Genomic DNA, 18,253 nt, shown 5'->3' with positions numbered 1-18,253 from the left:
CCACCAGATGTCTTCTACATATGTCGGGAGGTCTATTCCATGAAAAAGTCAATCAAGCTTCTCTCTTCAACAGCTGTTGCCGCAATTGCAGCTGTATCGGTTGTTACTTCTGCTTCGGCAGCAAGCAGTTATGCGATTCAACCGATATCTTCGTTATCCAGCGTGGACATCTCTTCCATGGATATTGAAACGGCAATGATGATGGTTCAGCAGGAGCGCAGCAAATTGCTGGAATCCCAGCTGCAATCGCAGATTCAAGTAGTTCAGCAGCGCAATCAGCAAATTGCAGAGCTGAATGCACAATTGCAAGCGGCGCAGCAAAGAGGGGATCAAGCAGCGGTGCAGTCACTGAAAGGGCAGATTGATGCCCTCAGCAATTCGCAACAAATGGATATGCTTCGTTTGCAATCCCTGTCTAACAAACGGAATGAAGCTTTTGATCTCATGACAAATTTCATTAAAAAAATGCAAGACTCCAGATCCTCCATTATTGGCAATATGCGTTAAGCGATTGATACGGCAGCATGTCAAGGTTGTCCGATCGTTTACAGATTCATAACATAACGGCATGAAATGAGAAGAGCGAAGCCGGGACTAACCTTCCCAAGCTTCGCTCTTTTTTAAGAATAAAATTTAACCAGACCAGTCTCTGCGCCGGGTGAACAGATCCTTCAGCTCATCCGTAGACAGCTCGGTAATCCAGTTCTCGGAACTGGTAATGATGTTGTCGCTTAACTGCTGCTTGCTCTCCAGCATCTCGTCGATTCGTTCTTCCAGTGTGCCGAGAGAGATGAACTTGTGCACCTGAACATCCTTGGTCTGGCCCATCCGATAAGCCCGGTCTGTCGCCTGATTCTCTACCGCAGGGTTCCACCAGCGGTCGAAGTGGAAGACGTGATTGGCGGCCGTCAGATTCAGTCCCACGCCGCCAGCTTTAATCGACAGAATGAAGACCGAGGGCTGTTTGTCCGCAGGCAGACTGCGAGACTGAAATTCCTCAATCATACGGTCCCGTGCGGTCTTCGATGTGCCTCCATGCAGATACAATACAGGCTCCTGCAGTTCCTGCCGCAGCACTTGCTGAAGCATCTGCCCCATACCGATGTACTGGGTGAAAATAAGGCAGCGCTCGCCCTCATCACGCAGCTCGCGGACAAGCTCCATCAAGCGCTCCAGCTTGGCAGAACGGCTGATCAGCATCGCCATATCCTGCGGGCTGTACACGTCATAAGCCGAGCCAGCCGAGCCCTCATCTGCAAGTTCCTCCGGCAGCGTTTCCTTGGTCAGCAGCAGCGGATGGTCACACAGCTGCTTCAACTGGGTTAAGGCGGATAGAATCGCGCCTTTCCGCTTGATACCTTCAAGTTCCTTCATTTTATCCATCAGTGCCTGCACGGTTTGATCATATAATGCGCTTTGTTCACCTGTGAGGTGAATATAGGTTTTCATTTCATTTTTATCCGGCAGATCGAGCTGGATATTCGGGTCCTTTTTCTTGCGGCGAAGCATGAAGGGTTTCACGAGCTGCTGCAGATCCTGCATGCGCTGCTCATCCTTATCCTTCTCAATGGCACTGATGAAGCGAGTCTGGAACGCGCGAGCGCTGCCGAGATACCCCGGATTGATGAAGTCATAGATGGACCACAGCTCGGCTAACCGGTTCTCAATCGGCGTACCCGTGAGCGCGATGCGGTGTTTCGCCGGGAAGCTGCGCACGGCCATGGATTGTTTGGTCTGCGCGTTTTTGATATTCTGCGCTTCATCCAGACAGATCGCAGACCATGTGTAGCTTTCGAGCAGCTCCTGATCCAGTGTCGCTGTGGCATACGAGGTAATCATGATATCCGATTGCTCAGCCTGTTCCTGAAATTCCTCCCCGCTTAACCGCCGCGCGCCATAATGCAGGCTCACCCGAATGGATGGAGCGAAGCGGCTGATCTCCTTCTGCCAGTTACCCAGCACAGAGGTGGGGCAGATGAGAAGTGCCGGGGCTTGTCCAGGCAAACGTGGCTCATGCTCTTTGATGTGCAGTAGATACGTAATAAACTGAATGGTTTTACCAAGCCCCATATCGTCAGCAAGACAGGCTCCCAGACCAAATCTGCGCAAAAATCCAAGCCAGGCAAAGCCCTCCTTCTGATAGGAACGCAGCTCTGCATGAAGTCCTCCCGGAACAGGAAGAGAGGGAGCGCCACCTTGGCCGCCTCCGAGCTGGGCAATGACCCGATTCAGGTGCTCGTTTAACTCCACTTCAAGCCGGACACTCTCGCTGGCCTGAGCTTGCGGCTGCTCTTCTTCGGTCTGCTGACCTTCCTTCCACTTCTGCTTGGCATATTCCCGCTGCTCATTGTGAAGCAGGTGCAGGTGCAGAATATCTTGAAACGAGAGCCCCTGCTCCCGATCCACACCGCCCATTGCTCGTTTGATCTGTTCCAGCAGATCGGGATCGAGCGGTATCCATTCGCCGCGAAAGCGAACCAGTCGCTCGTTACGGGCCACCAGGTCCGCAAATTCCTCTTCACTAAGATCGGTATCTCCAATTGCGATGCGCCAGTCAAAATGAATAATAGAGTCCAGTCCGAAGAAGGACTGTCCACGCTCGCTGCCTTCTTCCGGTTTCACCTTGGCACGCAGCTTAGGTTTTTTCTTGCGGGCTGCTTCCCACCAGCCTGGCAGAAGCACTTGCCAGCCTGCTGCCAGCAAGCGGCCGCTCTCCTGAGTCAGGAACTGCCAGGCCTGCCTGTCATCCAGCGGATCACCCAGCACATCACGTCTGCCGCTGATGGAGCTTCCAAGACGCGGCAGCTGAGCGCGTAATTGCTCCAGCCAGCCCGATGCACGATCCAGAATGAACGGCGTCCACGCTTCAGGCCACTCGCCTTCCAGTCGTCCGCGTGAATCAAGCATAACGGGCACGAGCCCGGCAGCGTCCAGCTTGTTCTGAAGCACCAGGCGCAGGCGCCAGGATGTGTTGTCCTCATCTGGCTCCTGCAGCTGCAGCATCGGCCGGAATGGTGCGGCATCGGCCTTCCAGCCGATGGACACCAGCCATGACCGGGCATCAAGACCAGCCGTGCGCGGAATCATCCCGCGCTCGGGAAAGAGCTGCGGGAACTCGCGCCGCAGATCGGCGGCTGCTTCTTCGGTGCTGTACCATTGCTGGAATACAGCGGCAGAGTAGGCAGCGCCGAGCCCTTCGGCATAGCTCTCGTCCGTATGCCGGAACGCTTCATGCAGTGCGGCGAGGTCCTGCTTTTTCAGGCTGTCAGAGTCCCAGCTCCATTGCAGCTGACCAGCGCGGTAGGCCTCGAAGCTGGGAACATATTTGCGGTTCTCGATAGAGGAAGCAAGCATGGGTGACAGCTGAATGAGATACGCTGCCTGCTCGTCCCATTTCCACTCGATATGAGTCAGTGTATTCATTGAAGCGAAGAATGGAAGGACTTCTTCAGCGGGCAGTACGACCAGCTCTACTTCTTCAACCTGGCGGATTTCCAGCTCCGTACCGTAGAAGGACGGAACATGCCAGGCGAAGAGACGCTGCTTCAGCGACTGACCAGAGACAAAGTGATGTGTATTCAGGGCACCATAGAACAAGGCGTCGCCATATCCGGTCAACGCAACATGTACCTCGATTGTTTCTGTATACGGATGTAATAGACTCATGGAATCAGCTTACCTTTCCGAAGCTCCTCCTGCAGGGCGCGTAACCGGCTGTTGCGGACAGCGAGGGTAGTGATGAAGTGCTCCCACTGCTCATCATGCTTCAATTTTTTATAGATCTTGGACAGTCGTTTCAGCAGCTTGACTGCGGCTTTGTAACCATCCCTGTTTTTATGTCCAATATATCGCTCCACCGCCTGATGATAGAACGGAAGCAGCAATTCAGGTGCTTCCTTCTCGATCGGCTGCAGCACAGCAACGCGGAATTCAAGCGGCTCCGTACCTGTACTCAGCTGAAAATCAATCCACCTGCGCCACTGTCCGCGTGAATGCATAGCCTCTTCGTAGGCAGGGCGAGAGTGAGGGAGCATGCTGACGAGCGTGTCCCACATCTGATGCTCTGATTCCGGCACATGCTGGATGGTTAAATCCCACAGCTGCATGTAGTCCTGCAACGGCGTGTTGCGCCGATTGGTCAGCATAGGGCCTAGCTGCACCAGCCATTCGGCTAGACGTGTCCATTCAGCTGCATCGACCAGTGTATGCAGGAAATATAGCAGCTGCTCAGGAGGTACGCCGTACGCAGTGCTGCCATGGACAAGCTTTTGCCATGCAGCTGTATCCTGCTTCAGATGGTAGTGCATCCAGCCTTGAGCCAGAACAAGCGGCAGCGGAAGAATGACTTTTTTGACCGGTCTCTGCCCGTTAAGCTCCTGCTCCTTCGCCTGCTGCACAGCATCCTGCTCAATGCTGTCCAGGGTAGCCAGTTCTGTCTCCAGCAGATCTGAATTTCCCTGCGGCTGTGTTACAATCCAGTTCAGCCATAGCTTGGTGTATACTGGCGTAAAAAACATCATGTTTGCCGTCTCGGTTAACATTTCTGTGCGTAAATAACCTGCGGTCTCGACCAGCCTTGCCCAGAACTGCTCAAGTGCCACACCCTGAAGACCAGAACAGTCAAGCGGCTGGAGCAGCAGGGCTTCAAGTCTCTTCTGGAGTGCATCCACGGCCAGCTGGGCCGGGTAACTTAAATATACAGGTGTATTTGTGATGGAATTACGTGCAGGCGGGATGCAGTACCGCATAAGGTAGAGCAGCACATGCAGCTCAAACAGCTGCTCCATGGCGGCGGGTAGCTTGGGCTTGATGGCATACAGCTCATCGGAAGCCTCCTGAATGTAAGCTGTAGTTGCTGTACCTGTTCCCAGCCGACGGAGGCTGTCACGAAACAGCTCATGCCATTCCGGTATGCTTATGCCGGCCAGTGCTGCTGCTTGCTCCCTGATCTCGCTGTACTGGCGTCCGTCCACAGCGTTCTTGTCTTCGAAGGTCTGCCCGTGATCCGAGGTACTGTCAAAGCTGTATGCTCTCCCGGAGGAGGCAGTGACCACGGATTTGGCAGCTTGCTTCAAGGAGGTAGTTGCATGTGCATTCACAAGTGCAGGGACAGGGCGCCCCTGCTGCTCGGCATAACTCATCAGTACGGCAGCCATATGTTTGCACGGCGTGTTAACAGGACAGGTACAGCGGCTGGTCGACAAGGCTTCCATGTACAGCACAACCGTATAAGCTTCCGTTCCCTGTACCTCGGCTGTAATCGTCCCGGATTCTTGAGAATCTGCCTGAGTAAGATTCCCAGTGAAATTCTGAGTATGATCGTAGATTGCCGCATTATTATGATGCCTTGTCTGGCGGTGACTGAAGAGTAATGGTCCAACACGTTTTTGTTTATAATATTGGAATCCGCGCATGATCGTCAGGTTGTTATAAAGCTCCGCCACCTTAAAAATCAATGCCTGCCACTGCGCATCATCCATTTTCCATTCGTCAGGTATATTCATCATTCCATCTCCTGGGGTAAACATGGGTTAACTAAAGGTGACGTCTGCCACGTCCATGCCTAGAGTATCAATGATTCTATCATATCAGTTCCAGGGCTGCTCGTGCAGATATGCAGGAATAGTTCATATTGTGTATGCTTATCATATGTATTCCTTTTGAGAGCAATGCAGAGAGCAAGGCGGCCAGAAGCTGTGGTCAGATTATTTTAGAGCAGGAGAGAGACATCGTGAAGATCCTTACATTAAATGTCCATGCCTGGGCAGAAGAAGAGCAACGGAACAAAATCAGCCAGTTGGCTGACTTTATCAATAAGCATCAGTTCGACGTTATTTCCATGCAGGAGGTTAACCAGCCCATTGAGGAGAGTGCGTTGCCTGAAGAAGCGTTAAAGACGTATGTACCCACTGATGCGCACGCTGTGATTAAAAAAGATAACTATGCCCATGTCCTGCTGCAGCAGTTGACAGAGACGTATTATTGGACCTGGGTTCCAACCCACATCGGGTTTCGAACTTATGATGAAGGACTGGCGATTCTAAGCCGGACGCCAATTGCACATTCGTTTGGGGAGTATGTATCCCACATTCGGGACTACAACAATTACCGCACACGCAAAATCGTAGGCATAGAGACGAATGTACACGGAGAAGCGGCATGGTTTGTTAATGGACATTTCAATTGGTGGGACGATGCGCAGGAACCTTTTAAGGGCCAGTGGGATTTGACGGAGAGCAAGCTTGCACCTTACATGCATCAGCCCCTATATCTGATGGGCGATTTTAACAACGTGGCGGAGATTCGCGGAGAGGGATATGACTACATGATGCAGCATGGGTGGAATGATCTGTATACGACAGCGAAGCAAAAGGATGATGGAGCCACGGTTGTCAAAGCGATTGCCGGATGGGCCAACAATGAGCGTCCGCTGCGGATAGATTATATTTTCTCGAATCGTCCGATACAGGCTCAGTCTTCCACAGTGGTGCTTGATGGCAAGAACGGCCCTGTCGTGTCGGATCACTTTGGGGTTGCTGTTGAAATCTGATGCTCCTACCTGGACAAAGTTCTCATTCTGACATGCTGACTTGAGAGCTGCTAAATTTGCTTCAACATAAGAAACCTCTGTTCATTGTCTTACTAGAGAAAACGAACAGAGGTTTCTTCATTTTGTATTGAATTCATATGTTATGTATATCGTGATGGCTAGTATGGTCGTTCTTAATTAAACAGAATTACTCGAGTGCCAGCATTTGCTGTACAAAAGTTTTCAGGCTGGCACTGGTCTCGCCCAATTGTTCTATACTCTGCATAAATTCGGTTACAAGCTTGGCCTGATCCACCGTGGCTGTTGATATTTGTGCAATCTCCTGCTCCATATGTTTCATGGAATCCTGCACGCTTCCCAGCGAGGTTTCGATATCTGACGCAGCCTGCTTCGTATGGTCCGAGAGCTTGCGAACTTCACTGGCAACTATGCCGAATCCGGCTCCCTGCTCCCCGACACGAGCGGCCTCGATCATGGCATTCAAGCCAAGCAGATTGGTCTGCTCGGATACCTCACGAATGACATTGGTTACTTTGGTGACGTTCACAGAGTTCTCGGAAGCCTTCTTCGAATTTCGCAAAATTTCCTCCGAGGTTGCCGACAGCTGCTCTGAATGAGCTGCGATTTGTTGAATGCCGCCAACGAGAGCATTGATGGTTGTTTCATTTTCGCTAATCAAATTTTCCAGCTTCAGGTGGTTATCAAGAGCGTAGTTAACCCCGAGAATACCAACAACTTGCCCGTTCTGCTTCACAGGAATAAGGATGGAATCAAAGGGTCTGCCCTGGAGATCACCCGGCATGCGCACGATGGTACGCGAGTCTTTGTTCGTCAGCATCTTGAAATCCTTATAGTCATTATGCAGCTCGTCTCCGGCTTTTACACCGATATCCAGACTTTTGGCTTCGGAGAAATATAATACCTTTTCATGATCATTAATAGAGATGGAGATATCATCACGGAACATTTGACTGACAAACGGCATTGCGTGGATTAGAGCTTCAAGTGTATTCAATATCAATCTGTCCTTCCAAAATGAGATGGGATAATATGGAGATATATGATATATTTATCGGTCATGTTTCCAGAAATGATTAAACAAATATTGTCAGATTATGACGATAATCTTGTAACGGTTAGGTAAATGACAGATTGCAGTGTAAGCGTAAACAAAAATCTGTAGCCACCATGAGCCATGTCAGTTATACTAAGGATATTCATTCAGAGGTGTTCATTAAAAGTAAAGCGACTACCCTCCCGACCAAGGGAAAGTTCTACGGAGGTTAAGCGCTATATCTACTTATTGAGAAAATAGATTGTCGTCCTGCATACAGGCGTGATTTGAAAATTAAAAGTGTATTCCAACATGAGAGGGATGTGGCATTCATGACAACATATTTCAGTGAACCGCAGAGCATGTATTATCGATTTGGAGAAGATCAGGAGCAGGTTTTGAAGGTGCTTGCAGAGAGATATATTGGTGCCAATGCACAGGCTGATTTCGTATACCGCGTGTTTCAGCAGTCGGGCATTTTGCAAAATGACAAAGGGCTTTATGATCTGAATTTGAGTAAACGCTTTCCTGATGCTCCCAAGGATCACATCTCCTACGCTGCTGCGCTGGTATGGGGGGATGAGAACCGTAATCTGGATGTGCTGGTACGCTGCTATGGGCCGGTACGCTTCCATTTCAACAATGAGTTAATCTACCGTTCAACAGTTATTGATGAAATTACACCGGATGCAACGGTGAAGTTGAGCATTGACATTCAGCCTGGCTGGAATACGTTATGGCTGGAGATGAAAAATACTCCTGCCGGTTTTGGATGCCAGTTCGGTTCTGATGAAGGCAAAGTGCGGATTTTGAATGTGCTTGCGCCTTTTCGGGAGCGTTCAGGGCATGCGGGCTGGGTGTTCTCCGAGCCTGTGTCATCCCAGCGTACGCAGCCGAACCTGCTCACAGGCCAGGATGAAAGTGATTTGAAATGGCTGCCAGAGGTTCAGTGGTCAGCATCCGAGCAGAATAAACCTGCTCTGGAACGAATCTATGGGCTGCTCCCTGGAAGACATGCTTATGCTTGGACACACCTGGACAATCGCGATGCAACTGGACGTCCGGTTCGATTAACCGGACAATCTCAGGGCTCTTTGCGCATATGGCTTGATGGTCAATCTGTTGCAGAAGTCAACGAACCGGGACCGTTTGAAGTCGAAGTAACAGCTCCATTTGGCCAGAGTGATCTTCTCATTCGCAGTGAATGTCAAGCAGGCTCTGACTCATGGGGGTTCGAACTGGAGGCATTCGCCGGGACAGAATTGCTTCAACTCAAGCTTCCGCTCCGAGTGCAGGGAGCGTCAGGCGATAGCTGGCTCTATGCTGGTCCATTTGAGGCAGGGGCGGAACCCGAGCTTGCGGATTTAATGCGCATGGATCGTGTGTACCAGACAAGTGCAGCGAAGCAAGGAGCAGAACGGACATACTGGCGGCTGGATCGGCCAGATGCCTTCATCCGACCTTACTATGAGAATGCGATGCTGAGCAATAAATGGACAGTGGGCAGTGTGACCAACTATGGTCGCTGGGATTATCCGCTGGGTGTTACCGTTTATGGATTGCTGCAAGCTGGACGTTACCTGCAAAGACCGGATATTACACGTTATGCGGCTGAGCATGTGCAGGCATGCACGCAGATGTATGAATATTCGCTGTGGGATCGTGAGCAATACGGCTTCCCGGCAATCAATCAGCAGCTGATTATGCTGAAAATGCTGGACAACTGCGGTTCCTTTGGCTCGGCGATGCTGGAGTCATATACCGAATGCAAGGAACCAACCTTCCTGCCGATTGCTGATCGCATCGCAGATTTCATGCTTTCCCGCCTGGAGCGCAGACCGGATGGGGCATTCTATCGTATATGTGCCGGAGAGTATGCGGAGAACACCATGTGGGCAGACGATCTATATATGAGCACCCCATTCCTCGTGCGGTATGCACGTGTGACAGGGAAGTCCGAAGCGCTCGATGAAGCAGCGAAACAGTTTACATTGTACCGGAAATATCTGTTCATGCCAGAATACAAGATTATGTCTCATGTGTATGATTTCAAATATGAACAGGCAACACAGATTCCTTGGGGCCGCGGCAACGGATGGACGCTGTTCTCCCTGACAGAAGTGTTGGAGGCTCTGCCGGAAGAACATCCGGAGCGCCCCGCTCTTATTGCCTTTTTCAATGAACTATGTGAAGGTTATGCAGCCCTGCAGAGCGAGAGCGGACTCTGGCATCAGGTGCTGAACAATCCAAAGACATATCTGGAAGCCTCTTGCACAGCCATGTTTGCTTATGGTTTTGCGCGTGGAGTGCGTTTCGGCTGGTTCAAGGATCCGGCAGCCTATGTCGCGGCCGCTCAGCGGGCCTGGAAGGGACTCGTATGCAGCGCAATTGACCGTCAAGGCAATGTTCACGGTGTATGCAGCGGATCAAGATATGCATTTACAGCCGAGTATTACGATCAGGACTTGCGTACAGTGACCAACGATAACCACGGCATTGGGATCATGATGCTGGCCGGGACAGAGGTAGCCAAAATGGAGAAGCACCTGTCGGAACGTATCAGTAACTCGCCCGTTGCTTCTGTTTCAACGGCTTCAGCAGCACATTAAACATGAAATATTTGAAAAGCTTACAGTGAATGAAGGATGTCCATCATGTTTAAGGAATGGAGCGCCACCGGGGATAATTTCCGGTGGTTTTTCTTCCCCGGGAACCCCTTACTTTTTTGACAGGATATCTTACTTTTGTTTATGTCATGTGCAGTGACAGGCGTTTACAATATGTTTGTAAGCGATTTCATATAAGCAAAAAGGGGAGGAAATTCATTCATGATCAGCACAAAAAAGTGGGTAACCCTGTTCTGCCTGTCCCTGTTATTATTTGCTACAGCCTGTTCCAATGGAGCCTCAAATGAGCCTGCATCTTCGGGTGAGACAAGCCAAGGCGATGCAGCTGACAAGATTGAACTGCGCATGACCTGGTGGGGATCACAGACCAGACATGATCTGACCACCAAAGTGATCAAATTGTTCGAAGAGAAGCATCCAAACATTACGATTAAACCTGAGTATTCAGGATGGGATGGATATTTTGACAAGCTGACAACTCAGGTTGCCGGCTCCAATGCCCCGGATATTATCCAGATGGACTATGCCTTCCTGACAGACTTTGCACGGCGCGGAGCCCTGCTCGATCTGACTCCGTATGCGGATAAAGAGCTGCGGATCGCAGATCATGACAAAAGCATGATCAAAGCGGGCTCGATCGACGATAAATTATATGCGATTACCCTTGGAGTGAACGCACCGGGCGTCATCTACGATGCAACTTTATTCCAGCAGCTGGGCATTGAAGAACCAAAAGAAAGCTGGACTTGGGATGATTTCTCCGCGATTGCAGCCAAAATCGCTGCGGACAAGGGAGATGGCTTCTACGGCTCGGCTGACATTTCCGGTGCTACGAATATGTTTGAGGTATTTGTGCGTCAGTCAGGCAAAGGTTTGTTCGAAGACGGTACGATCACAGCGACTAATGATCAATTGAAGCAGTGGTTCGAGATGTGGGCTAAGCTGCGTGAGAACAGAGGGGCTACCTCTGCCGAAGTTACAGCTTCTACAACAAATGCCTTGGAGACAAGACCGATCTCCTTAGGTACAGCCGCAATGGATTTTGCATGGTCGAATCAGTTGCTGACATTCCAGCAGGTGAACAAAAACCAGGATCACAAGCTCGGCATTCAAGTGCTGCCTCACGGCGTGAATGAACAGCGGATTGGTGAGTACCTGAAGCCAGGTCAGTTCATGTCCGGTTATGCCAAGTCCAAGCATCCGAAAGAAGTTGCCATGTTCATTGACTTTATGGTGAATGACCCGGAAGCAACGGCGATTCTTGGCTCGGAGCGCGGTGTGCCTGTTAATGCAAGCATTCGTGAGCAGATGCAGCCGAAGCTGTCAGAGTCCGAGCAGGTTATTTTCCAATTCATTGATACGGTATCCAAACATTCCAGTGAGATTAGCCCGCCATACCCGCAAGGATTCGCTGAAGTGGACACGAGTTTCAAAAGTGCAAGCGAACAGATCGCTTTTGGCCAAGGCAGCATGACAGACATTATCACTCAGTTTATTGAAGGTGCCAAAGCAACGCTTGCATCCAGCCAGTAACGAGTTGAAGCCGTAACGGTAAACAAGCTCAACTTGTGCCTTACATGTAACTGGTCGATAACAGTTCCGAATACTTCAAATACTGCGGGGAGGTTGCGAAAATGACGACATCACAGGTCAGTCAAGCCAGAATCGAGAAAGTAGCCGCCCGGCGTGTGAAACGTCGCTACGCCCATAATGGAGCCGCCTTATTATTTCTCGCGCCCTGGCTTGTCGGATTATTGTTCCTGACCCTGGGTCCCATGCTTGCATCGTTATATATTTCCTTTACCGATTACAGTATCCTGGCCGCCCCGAACTGGGTCGGTCTGGATAACTACACTACGATGTTTACGTCTGACAAATTGTTTGCCAAGTCGCTTCAGGTGACGTTTACCTATGTTGCTGTATCTGTGCCGCTTAAATTGATCTTTGCCCTGTTTGTTGCCATGCTGCTCAATAAAGGCATCCGCGGCCTGGGGATTTACCGCACGGTGTATTATATCCCGACACTGCTCGGGGGCAGTGTAGCTATTGCGATGTTGTGGCGTAAAATGCTGGGCGGTGACGGACTGCTCAACAGTGTGCTGGCGATGGTCGGTATCAAGGCACCAGATTGGGTAGCGAATCCGAAATATGCACTGTACTCCATTGTACTGTTGTCCGTATGGCAGTTCGGTTCGTCGATGATCATTTTCCTGGCAGGACTCAAGCAGATTCCACCGGAGTACGATGAAGCCTCGGCTGTTGATGGAGCAGGTCCGATGCGCAGGTTTTTCTATATCACATTGCCGATTCTGTCTCCAGTCATTTTCTTTAACCTGGTTATGCAGTTGATCACATCCTTTCAATCGTTCACGCAGGCCTTCATCATTAGCAACGGTAGTGGTGGACCAGTGAATTCAACACTGATGTACTCGCTTTATCTGTACAAAAAAGGATTTTCCTTCTTCCAAATGGGCTATGCTTCCGCGATGGCGTGGGTGCTGGTGATTCTGATCGGCGTATTTACATTGCTCGTATTCCGCAGCAGCAAGCTGTGGGTACACTATGAGGATGGTGGAAAATCATGATTGGACAACGGAATTCTGCAGCATGGATTGTGACCAAGCACATACTGATCTCGGGCATCGCCTTTGTTATGCTTTATCCTGTTTTGTGGATGCTGGGCAGCTCGTTCAAGCCGGGACATATGATTTTTACGGAGACCTGGTTCTGGCCGAAGGAGTGGAATTGGCAAAATTATATGACAGGCTGGTCGGGAATTCAGGGGAATGCCTTTTCCAAATTTCTGACGAACTCCATCGTTCTATCGCTGGGAGCTGTGCTGGGCAATGTGATCTCCTGCTCTATGGCGGCATATGCCTTCGCCCGGCTGAATTTTCGCTTCAAGGCTGTCTGCTTCGGATTGATGCTGATGACGATTATGCTGCCTCATCACGTTACGCTGATTCCGCAGTATATTCTTTTTAATCATCTGGAGTGGGTGAATACGTACTTGCCGCTAGTCATCCCGAAATGGCTGGCGACGGATGCCTTTTTCATATTCCTGATGGTACAGTTTTTCCGGGGACTGCCTCAAGAGCTCGATGAAGCGGCGACGATTGATGGATGTGGTCCAGTGAGAATCTATACGAAAATCATTATCCCGCTCGCTTTTCCGGCACTCGTCACCACGATGATCTTCACGTTTCTGTGGACATGGGATGATTTCTTCAGTCAGCTGATCTATCTGAGCGATGTGAGCAAGTACACCGTTCCGCTGGGACTGCGGTTGTTCCTCGATTCCAGCTCACAATCCGATTGGGGTCCAATGTTTGCGATGTCTGTTTTATCCCTTGTGCCATGTTTCATCGTATTTATCGTGTGTCAAAAGTACTTCGTGGAAGGAATCGCGACCTCCGGGCTCAAAGGGTAATTCCAAGACGAAACGAGTTGATTCCGTATGCGAAAGGCAAGATGGTCTTCCTATATTCTTCAAAAGCTGCAACAAAGCAAGCTCTCCACGTTGATGGTGACTTGCTTTATTGCGTTTAATCTGTTGCTTGTTTCTATTGTCGTCTGGTTGTCCTATCAGTCCTTCTCCGCCGTTACCTTTACTGAAATCAGTAAAGCGCGACTCGCGCTTCTGAATGAGAGCACAAGACGGGGCTTTGACTTCATCACAGGAGTGACGGGTACAGCCTATAGCCTGGCGAGCAACAGAGAGTTGTCGAGTTTGCTAGAAACGGCCAATACGGAAAGGCTCGCACAGATCCACCAGCGGCGAGAGGTTTCGCGAATTCTCGATCATACCATCGTGGTGAGCGAAGGCATCACCTCAATTGAGTTGTATACGGATGCATTTAATGAAGTGACGGTTACGATGGCTGACCATATTTTTACGTTAGATACCCTTGCGAATGATTCATGGTTTTCTGCGCTGGAAAAGGCAGATGCCGCCTGGGTTCCCCTTCGTGAGAATGAATCAGGGCAATCCTTGGTTGGATATGCACAGCGGATCTATGACAGTCGAGGCGGGACGGTCGCTTATGTGCTCATTCGTCTAAGCAGAGCGGATATCGTACGCAGGTTCGCTGATGTACCGATGGTGCTGGATGGCAACGTGCTGCTGGTAGATACTGCTGGCAATGTCGTGATGCAGATGGGGAAAGCTGCGGCGGCAGGGGGGAATGCCTGGTCCGATCAGGCTTATACAGATTCGTCTTCTTCTATTATAGATAGCGATTGGATCCAGAAGCATGCCCGTCCTGGTGAAGATGGGTTTGAAGTGGTGTCGGGTCAACCTGGAGGTGCTCAACTGGTGCTCTATTCCAAACCGGCGATGCTCCAATGGCGGCTGGTGCAGACGATTCCCGTGTATACGCTGTTGTCTCCAGTTCGGCAAGCGGGCTGGCAGATCCTTGGTATCGCGGTGCTCGGGCTGCTGTGCTCCGCTGTGCTTGCTTATTTGTTTGTACGACAGATTATCCGCCCGTTGCGGCAATTGATTAAACGTATGAGACAGCTTGAAAAAGGAGACTTCAGCACCCGTGTGCAACTGTCGTTTACAGAAGAATATGCCCACTTGGCATACGGTTTTAACCATATGGCTTCACAGCTAACGATGCTGATGGAGCAGGTCAAGGACGAGAGTCGTGCCAAACGCGAAGCCCAGACCAGCCTGCTTGAAGCGCAGATCAAACCCCATTTTCTGTACAATACGCTGGATATGATTCACTGGCGTGCTCTCGATTATGAAGCCAAGGACATCAGTCGTATGATTGTTCAGCTGAGCAAGCTGCTGCGGATCGGGCTGAGCGGGGGCAGGTTGTTTATTCGTGTACGTGATGAGCTGGAGCATGCCCGGTGTTACGTCAGCATTCAATCCGAACGTTTGCCGTTTGCTATTCAATATCAGGAACGGATTGATCCGCGCATTAGGGGGTGTTATATTCCGAAGATCATTTTGCAGCCTTTTATTGAAAATGCCGTTATGCACGGACATGCAAATGAAGAAACACTCCGCATTCAGGTGCATATTGACCAGATCGATGAGCCTGTGCCTGATATCAGGATACGGATTACGGATAATGGACAAGGCTTGCCGAATGAATGGAGCATAGAAGATTCGAAAGGCATCGGTGTACGCAACGTGCATCAGCGCATACAGCTGTATTGCGGGCAAAGGTACGGCGTGCAGTTGAGTAATGGAGGTTCAGGCGGTGTGGAGGTGCAAATCACGCTGCCGCGCATTGAGACCGAAGAGCAATTAAATCTGTGGCTGGACGGTGAAAAATGATGAAGACCATTATGCTTGTGGATGATGATCCGCATATTGTCAAAGCGCTGACCGAGCATATCGACTGGCCCTCATTGGGCCTGAGCATTGCAGGTACAGCTGCAAGCGGGGAGGAGGCGTTGGAGCTTTTTGACCGTATGCACCCTGATCTCGTGATGACCGATGTGTATTTGCCAGGCATGACTGGACTTGAGGTTACACGGGCGCTGCGGCGCGACTATCCTCATCTGCCGATTATCATCCTTAGTGGATATGACGAGTTCGAGAACGCCAGAGCGGCTATGCGCTGGGGCGTGAATCACTTTTTGCTGAAGCCGGCGGAGGTGGAGGAGATTGAGTCTGTGCTGCGGGAGGTACTGCTGGAACAGGATGTGCGAGAGCGGCATGAGCGACTGGAGCGGACGTACAAACAAGAAGCAGGGCGGGTGCTCCCTTATCTGCGCAAACAGTTTCTGCAGGAACTGCTTACCACCCGCTATCGAGTAGATGAATTGCCTGAAGCGAGAATGGAATATATCGGATTTCGGATATACGCTCGGGTTCGAGCCGTTAGTCTGCATCTGAATCGTCCTGGTTTTATGACACGTATGAAGGAGCGGGACTGGCAGCTGTTGCGCTACGGAGCGGCGGATATTATTCAGGAGACGGTGAAGGAACATGGCTCCCGTATGGCAGATTGTCAGCTGGAGATTGTAGACTATTCGGATCAGGTATTTGTGCTGCTGATGCTGGGTGAGCAGGATTATTTAGAAGAATTGCAGGTGCTTGTAGGCCGAATGATGGATCAGATCTTCACGTATCTGAAAATTGAGGTCAGTGCAGGGATTGGCCGGGTAAAGCACCATCCTTGTGAGGTCATTGACTCATATCTGGAGAGCCGGGAAGCGGTAGAACGGGCAGAGTTTCAAGGTGGAAGCCGTATATATCACTATGAGGCATCCGAGGGAGCAGAGCGTAGTGAAACGGATTATTCCTTGCTGCTTCACCAGTGGAATGAGGCTTGGGCTGATATGCGAATCGGTCTGGCAGAGGAAATATGGCTTCAATTGTTCCATTCTTTGCAGGAAGGAAATTGTGCGGGCATTCAGGATGCGCAGGTCATTGTAGTCAGTTTGTTTGATACGATGATGCACAGCTGGAAAAAGCAGCATCCGATGTTGACCCCTCCGCTCACGATGAGTGATTTCTTGCGCGAGATACAATCGAAGTATGCCCTGCATGATCTGATTGGCTGGATGAATGGTGTGATCCAGGACTGGCTGGAGCAGCTTCGCAAAGAGATGGGTGAAAAGAAAAGCAACAAGCTCATTGCACAAGTGAAACAGTATGTTGAGGAGCATTACGCAGAGGAGATCAGTTTCGAGGCCATTGCCAAAAGTCTTTTTGTGCACCCCAAATATTTGAGTCAATTATTCAAAAGGGTGACGGGAGAGAATTTTGTCAGCTATCTGAATGGATATCGTATCCAGCGAGCAATGGAGCTGCTGCAATCAGGACATTATATGGTTTATGAAGTGAGCGAGATGACGGGATTTCGCAACGCGACGTATTTTAGCCAGGTATTTAAGATGCTGACGGGAAAAAGCCCGTCCGAGATTGGTTAGTGTGGGCGATCTGACAGATCGGTGATGGCTTGTAACGTAAGATAAGCATGGGTCAGATAAGTAAGGTTCAGATATGTATGAATCAGATGAGGAAGGTTAAGGCAAGGTTGGTGCAGTTTTAGTGTAGGTAAGACATGGGTTCGGGATAGATAGGCTTCTTTATAGAAGAAACAGGTCTAAAGACGGCTTAAAACGAGCGTGATTTGTGAATGGAGTGAGGATTTGAACGGTTTTATTTTATAATGGGAAGGAGGAGAGTGGATCAAGGTGATTATTAATCAGCAGGAGTATGAAGTTAAAGGCATGAGATACACGATTCGTTCAGCCGAGGTAGAGGATGCCGGCATCTTAAGCGCACTGCGTGTGCAGTTGGACGGGGAAACGGAAAATATGGATCGTGAAGCAGGGGAAGCTTTCATCGATGAGGCGGGTTTTGAAGAACTCATTCGTCTGGATGCTGAAAGGAGTACGAATCTTTTTCTGGTAGCCGAGGTATCGGGTCAGATTGCTGCATACTGCCGGTGTGCGGGAACAGAGTTGAAGCGTTTCAAGCATCAGGTAGAGTTTGGAGTGTGTGTCGCCCGTTCTTTCTGGGGGTACGGCATCGGCAAAGAGTTATTGAAGTTGTGTCTGGAATGGGCGGACAAGAATGCTGTGGAAAAGGTAACATTAAAGGTGCTTGCAACGAACGAGAAGGCCATACGCCTATATGAGATGAACGGGTTTGAGGTTGAGGGCTTTTATAATAGGAGTCTTTGAATCGAAGGGACTCTTACACGGCCAGATGTTGTAAGCATGATCAGAGAAAAAAATGTACTATGTGGATTGATATGTGGATTAATATGTTGATTGTGACTATACAGTCAAAGGTTTTCTATGATGATAAGTATTTTTGAGGGGAGCAGTTGTGGGATATTTTACAAGTTGTCAACCGTTTCGTTGTATGGTATATTCTAATTCCGGCCAAGAAAACACGGTTTACACGGTGCGGCAAGCAACTTACAAAAATGCTTCGAAAGAAGCTTGAAAAAAAGCTTGCAAAGTTGGCTCGGACATGATAAGATATAAGAGTTGCTGAAGCGAACGAGCGAAGGCGACGAAATAAGTTTGATCTTTGAAAACTGA

General features: G+C 49.9%; 12 protein-coding genes. 9 read left to right on the top strand and 3 right to left on the bottom strand.

All coding sequences use genetic code 11. From position 1 onward, the window contains the following. Positions 1 to 39: 39 nt before the first annotated feature. Complete coding sequence (locus ACQSGY_RS22960) at positions 40 to 507, top strand: hypothetical protein (protein ID WP_427180993.1); 468 nt, start codon at positions 40 to 42, stop codon at positions 505 to 507. 126 nt (positions 508 to 633) lie between these two features. Here ACQSGY_RS22960 and ACQSGY_RS22955 read toward each other — a convergent pair whose 3' ends face one another. After that, complete coding sequence (locus ACQSGY_RS22955; RefSeq protein ID WP_427180992.1) at positions 634 to 3,666, bottom strand: DEAD/DEAH box helicase; 3,033 nt, start codon at positions 3,664 to 3,666, stop codon at positions 634 to 636. Next, a complete protein-coding gene (locus tag ACQSGY_RS22950; protein WP_427180990.1) occupies positions 3,663 to 5,507 on the bottom strand; it encodes an SWIM zinc finger family protein in 1,845 nt (614 codons plus the stop codon). Before ACQSGY_RS22950 ends, ACQSGY_RS22955 begins: the two co-directional genes overlap by 4 nt. 224 nt (positions 5,508 to 5,731) lie before the next feature. Between ACQSGY_RS22950 and ACQSGY_RS22945 the strand changes: the two genes are divergently transcribed. Next, positions 5,732 to 6,550, top strand: a complete 819-nt coding sequence (locus ACQSGY_RS22945; protein ID WP_427180988.1) for an endonuclease/exonuclease/phosphatase family protein — start codon at positions 5,732 to 5,734, stop codon at positions 6,548 to 6,550. A 187-nt stretch (positions 6,551 to 6,737) separates the two neighbouring features. Here ACQSGY_RS22945 and ACQSGY_RS22940 read toward each other — a convergent pair whose 3' ends face one another. After that, entirely contained in the window at positions 6,738 to 7,565 is an 828-nt protein-coding gene (locus ACQSGY_RS22940) for a methyl-accepting chemotaxis protein (RefSeq protein WP_427180986.1), read from the bottom strand. A gap of 371 nt (positions 7,566 to 7,936) precedes the next feature. Between ACQSGY_RS22940 and ACQSGY_RS22935 the strand changes: the two genes are divergently transcribed. The 7 genes from ACQSGY_RS22935 (at position 7,937) to ACQSGY_RS22905 (ending at position 17,887) form a co-directional block, all read left to right on the top strand. Then, positions 7,937 to 10,213 (top strand): glycoside hydrolase family 88/105 protein, encoded by a 2,277-nt coding sequence (locus tag ACQSGY_RS22935; RefSeq protein ID WP_427180985.1) that lies wholly within the window; start codon positions 7,937 to 7,939, stop codon positions 10,211 to 10,213. 219 nt (positions 10,214 to 10,432) lie between these two features. Further along, a complete protein-coding gene (locus ACQSGY_RS22930; RefSeq protein ID WP_216518862.1) occupies positions 10,433 to 11,764 on the top strand; it encodes an ABC transporter substrate-binding protein in 1,332 nt (443 codons plus the stop codon). Between the two features lie 101 nt (positions 11,765 to 11,865). Further along, positions 11,866 to 12,816 carry a carbohydrate ABC transporter permease gene (locus tag ACQSGY_RS22925; RefSeq protein ID WP_221443899.1) on the top strand — a complete coding sequence of 317 codons (951 nt, stop codon included), beginning with the start codon at positions 11,866 to 11,868 and terminating at the stop codon, positions 12,814 to 12,816. Then, entirely contained in the window at positions 12,813 to 13,661 is an 849-nt protein-coding gene (locus ACQSGY_RS22920; RefSeq protein WP_427180982.1) for a carbohydrate ABC transporter permease, read from the top strand. Before ACQSGY_RS22925 ends, ACQSGY_RS22920 begins: the two co-directional genes overlap by 4 nt. Before the next feature lie 27 nt (positions 13,662 to 13,688). Beyond that, entirely contained in the window at positions 13,689 to 15,524 is a 1,836-nt protein-coding gene (locus tag ACQSGY_RS22915; protein ID WP_427180980.1) for a histidine kinase, read from the top strand. Next, on the top strand, positions 15,521 to 17,128 hold the full coding sequence (locus tag ACQSGY_RS22910) for a response regulator (protein WP_427180978.1): 1,608 nt from the start codon (positions 15,521 to 15,523) through the stop codon (positions 17,126 to 17,128). The genes ACQSGY_RS22915 and ACQSGY_RS22910 overlap by 4 nt, the downstream gene beginning before the upstream one ends. Positions 17,129 to 17,395: 267 nt before the next feature. After that, entirely contained in the window at positions 17,396 to 17,887 is a 492-nt protein-coding gene (locus ACQSGY_RS22905; protein WP_427180977.1) for a GNAT family N-acetyltransferase, read from the top strand. The last annotated feature ends 366 nt before the right edge of the window (positions 17,888 to 18,253 follow it).

This window comes from Paenibacillus sp. TC-CSREp1 (assembly GCF_050171015.1).
Lineage (GTDB): Bacteria > Bacillota > Bacilli > Paenibacillales > Paenibacillaceae > Paenibacillus > Paenibacillus silvae.
The sequence above is the reverse complement of the archived record's forward strand: the minus strand, read 5'-3'. Positions and strand labels throughout refer to the sequence as shown.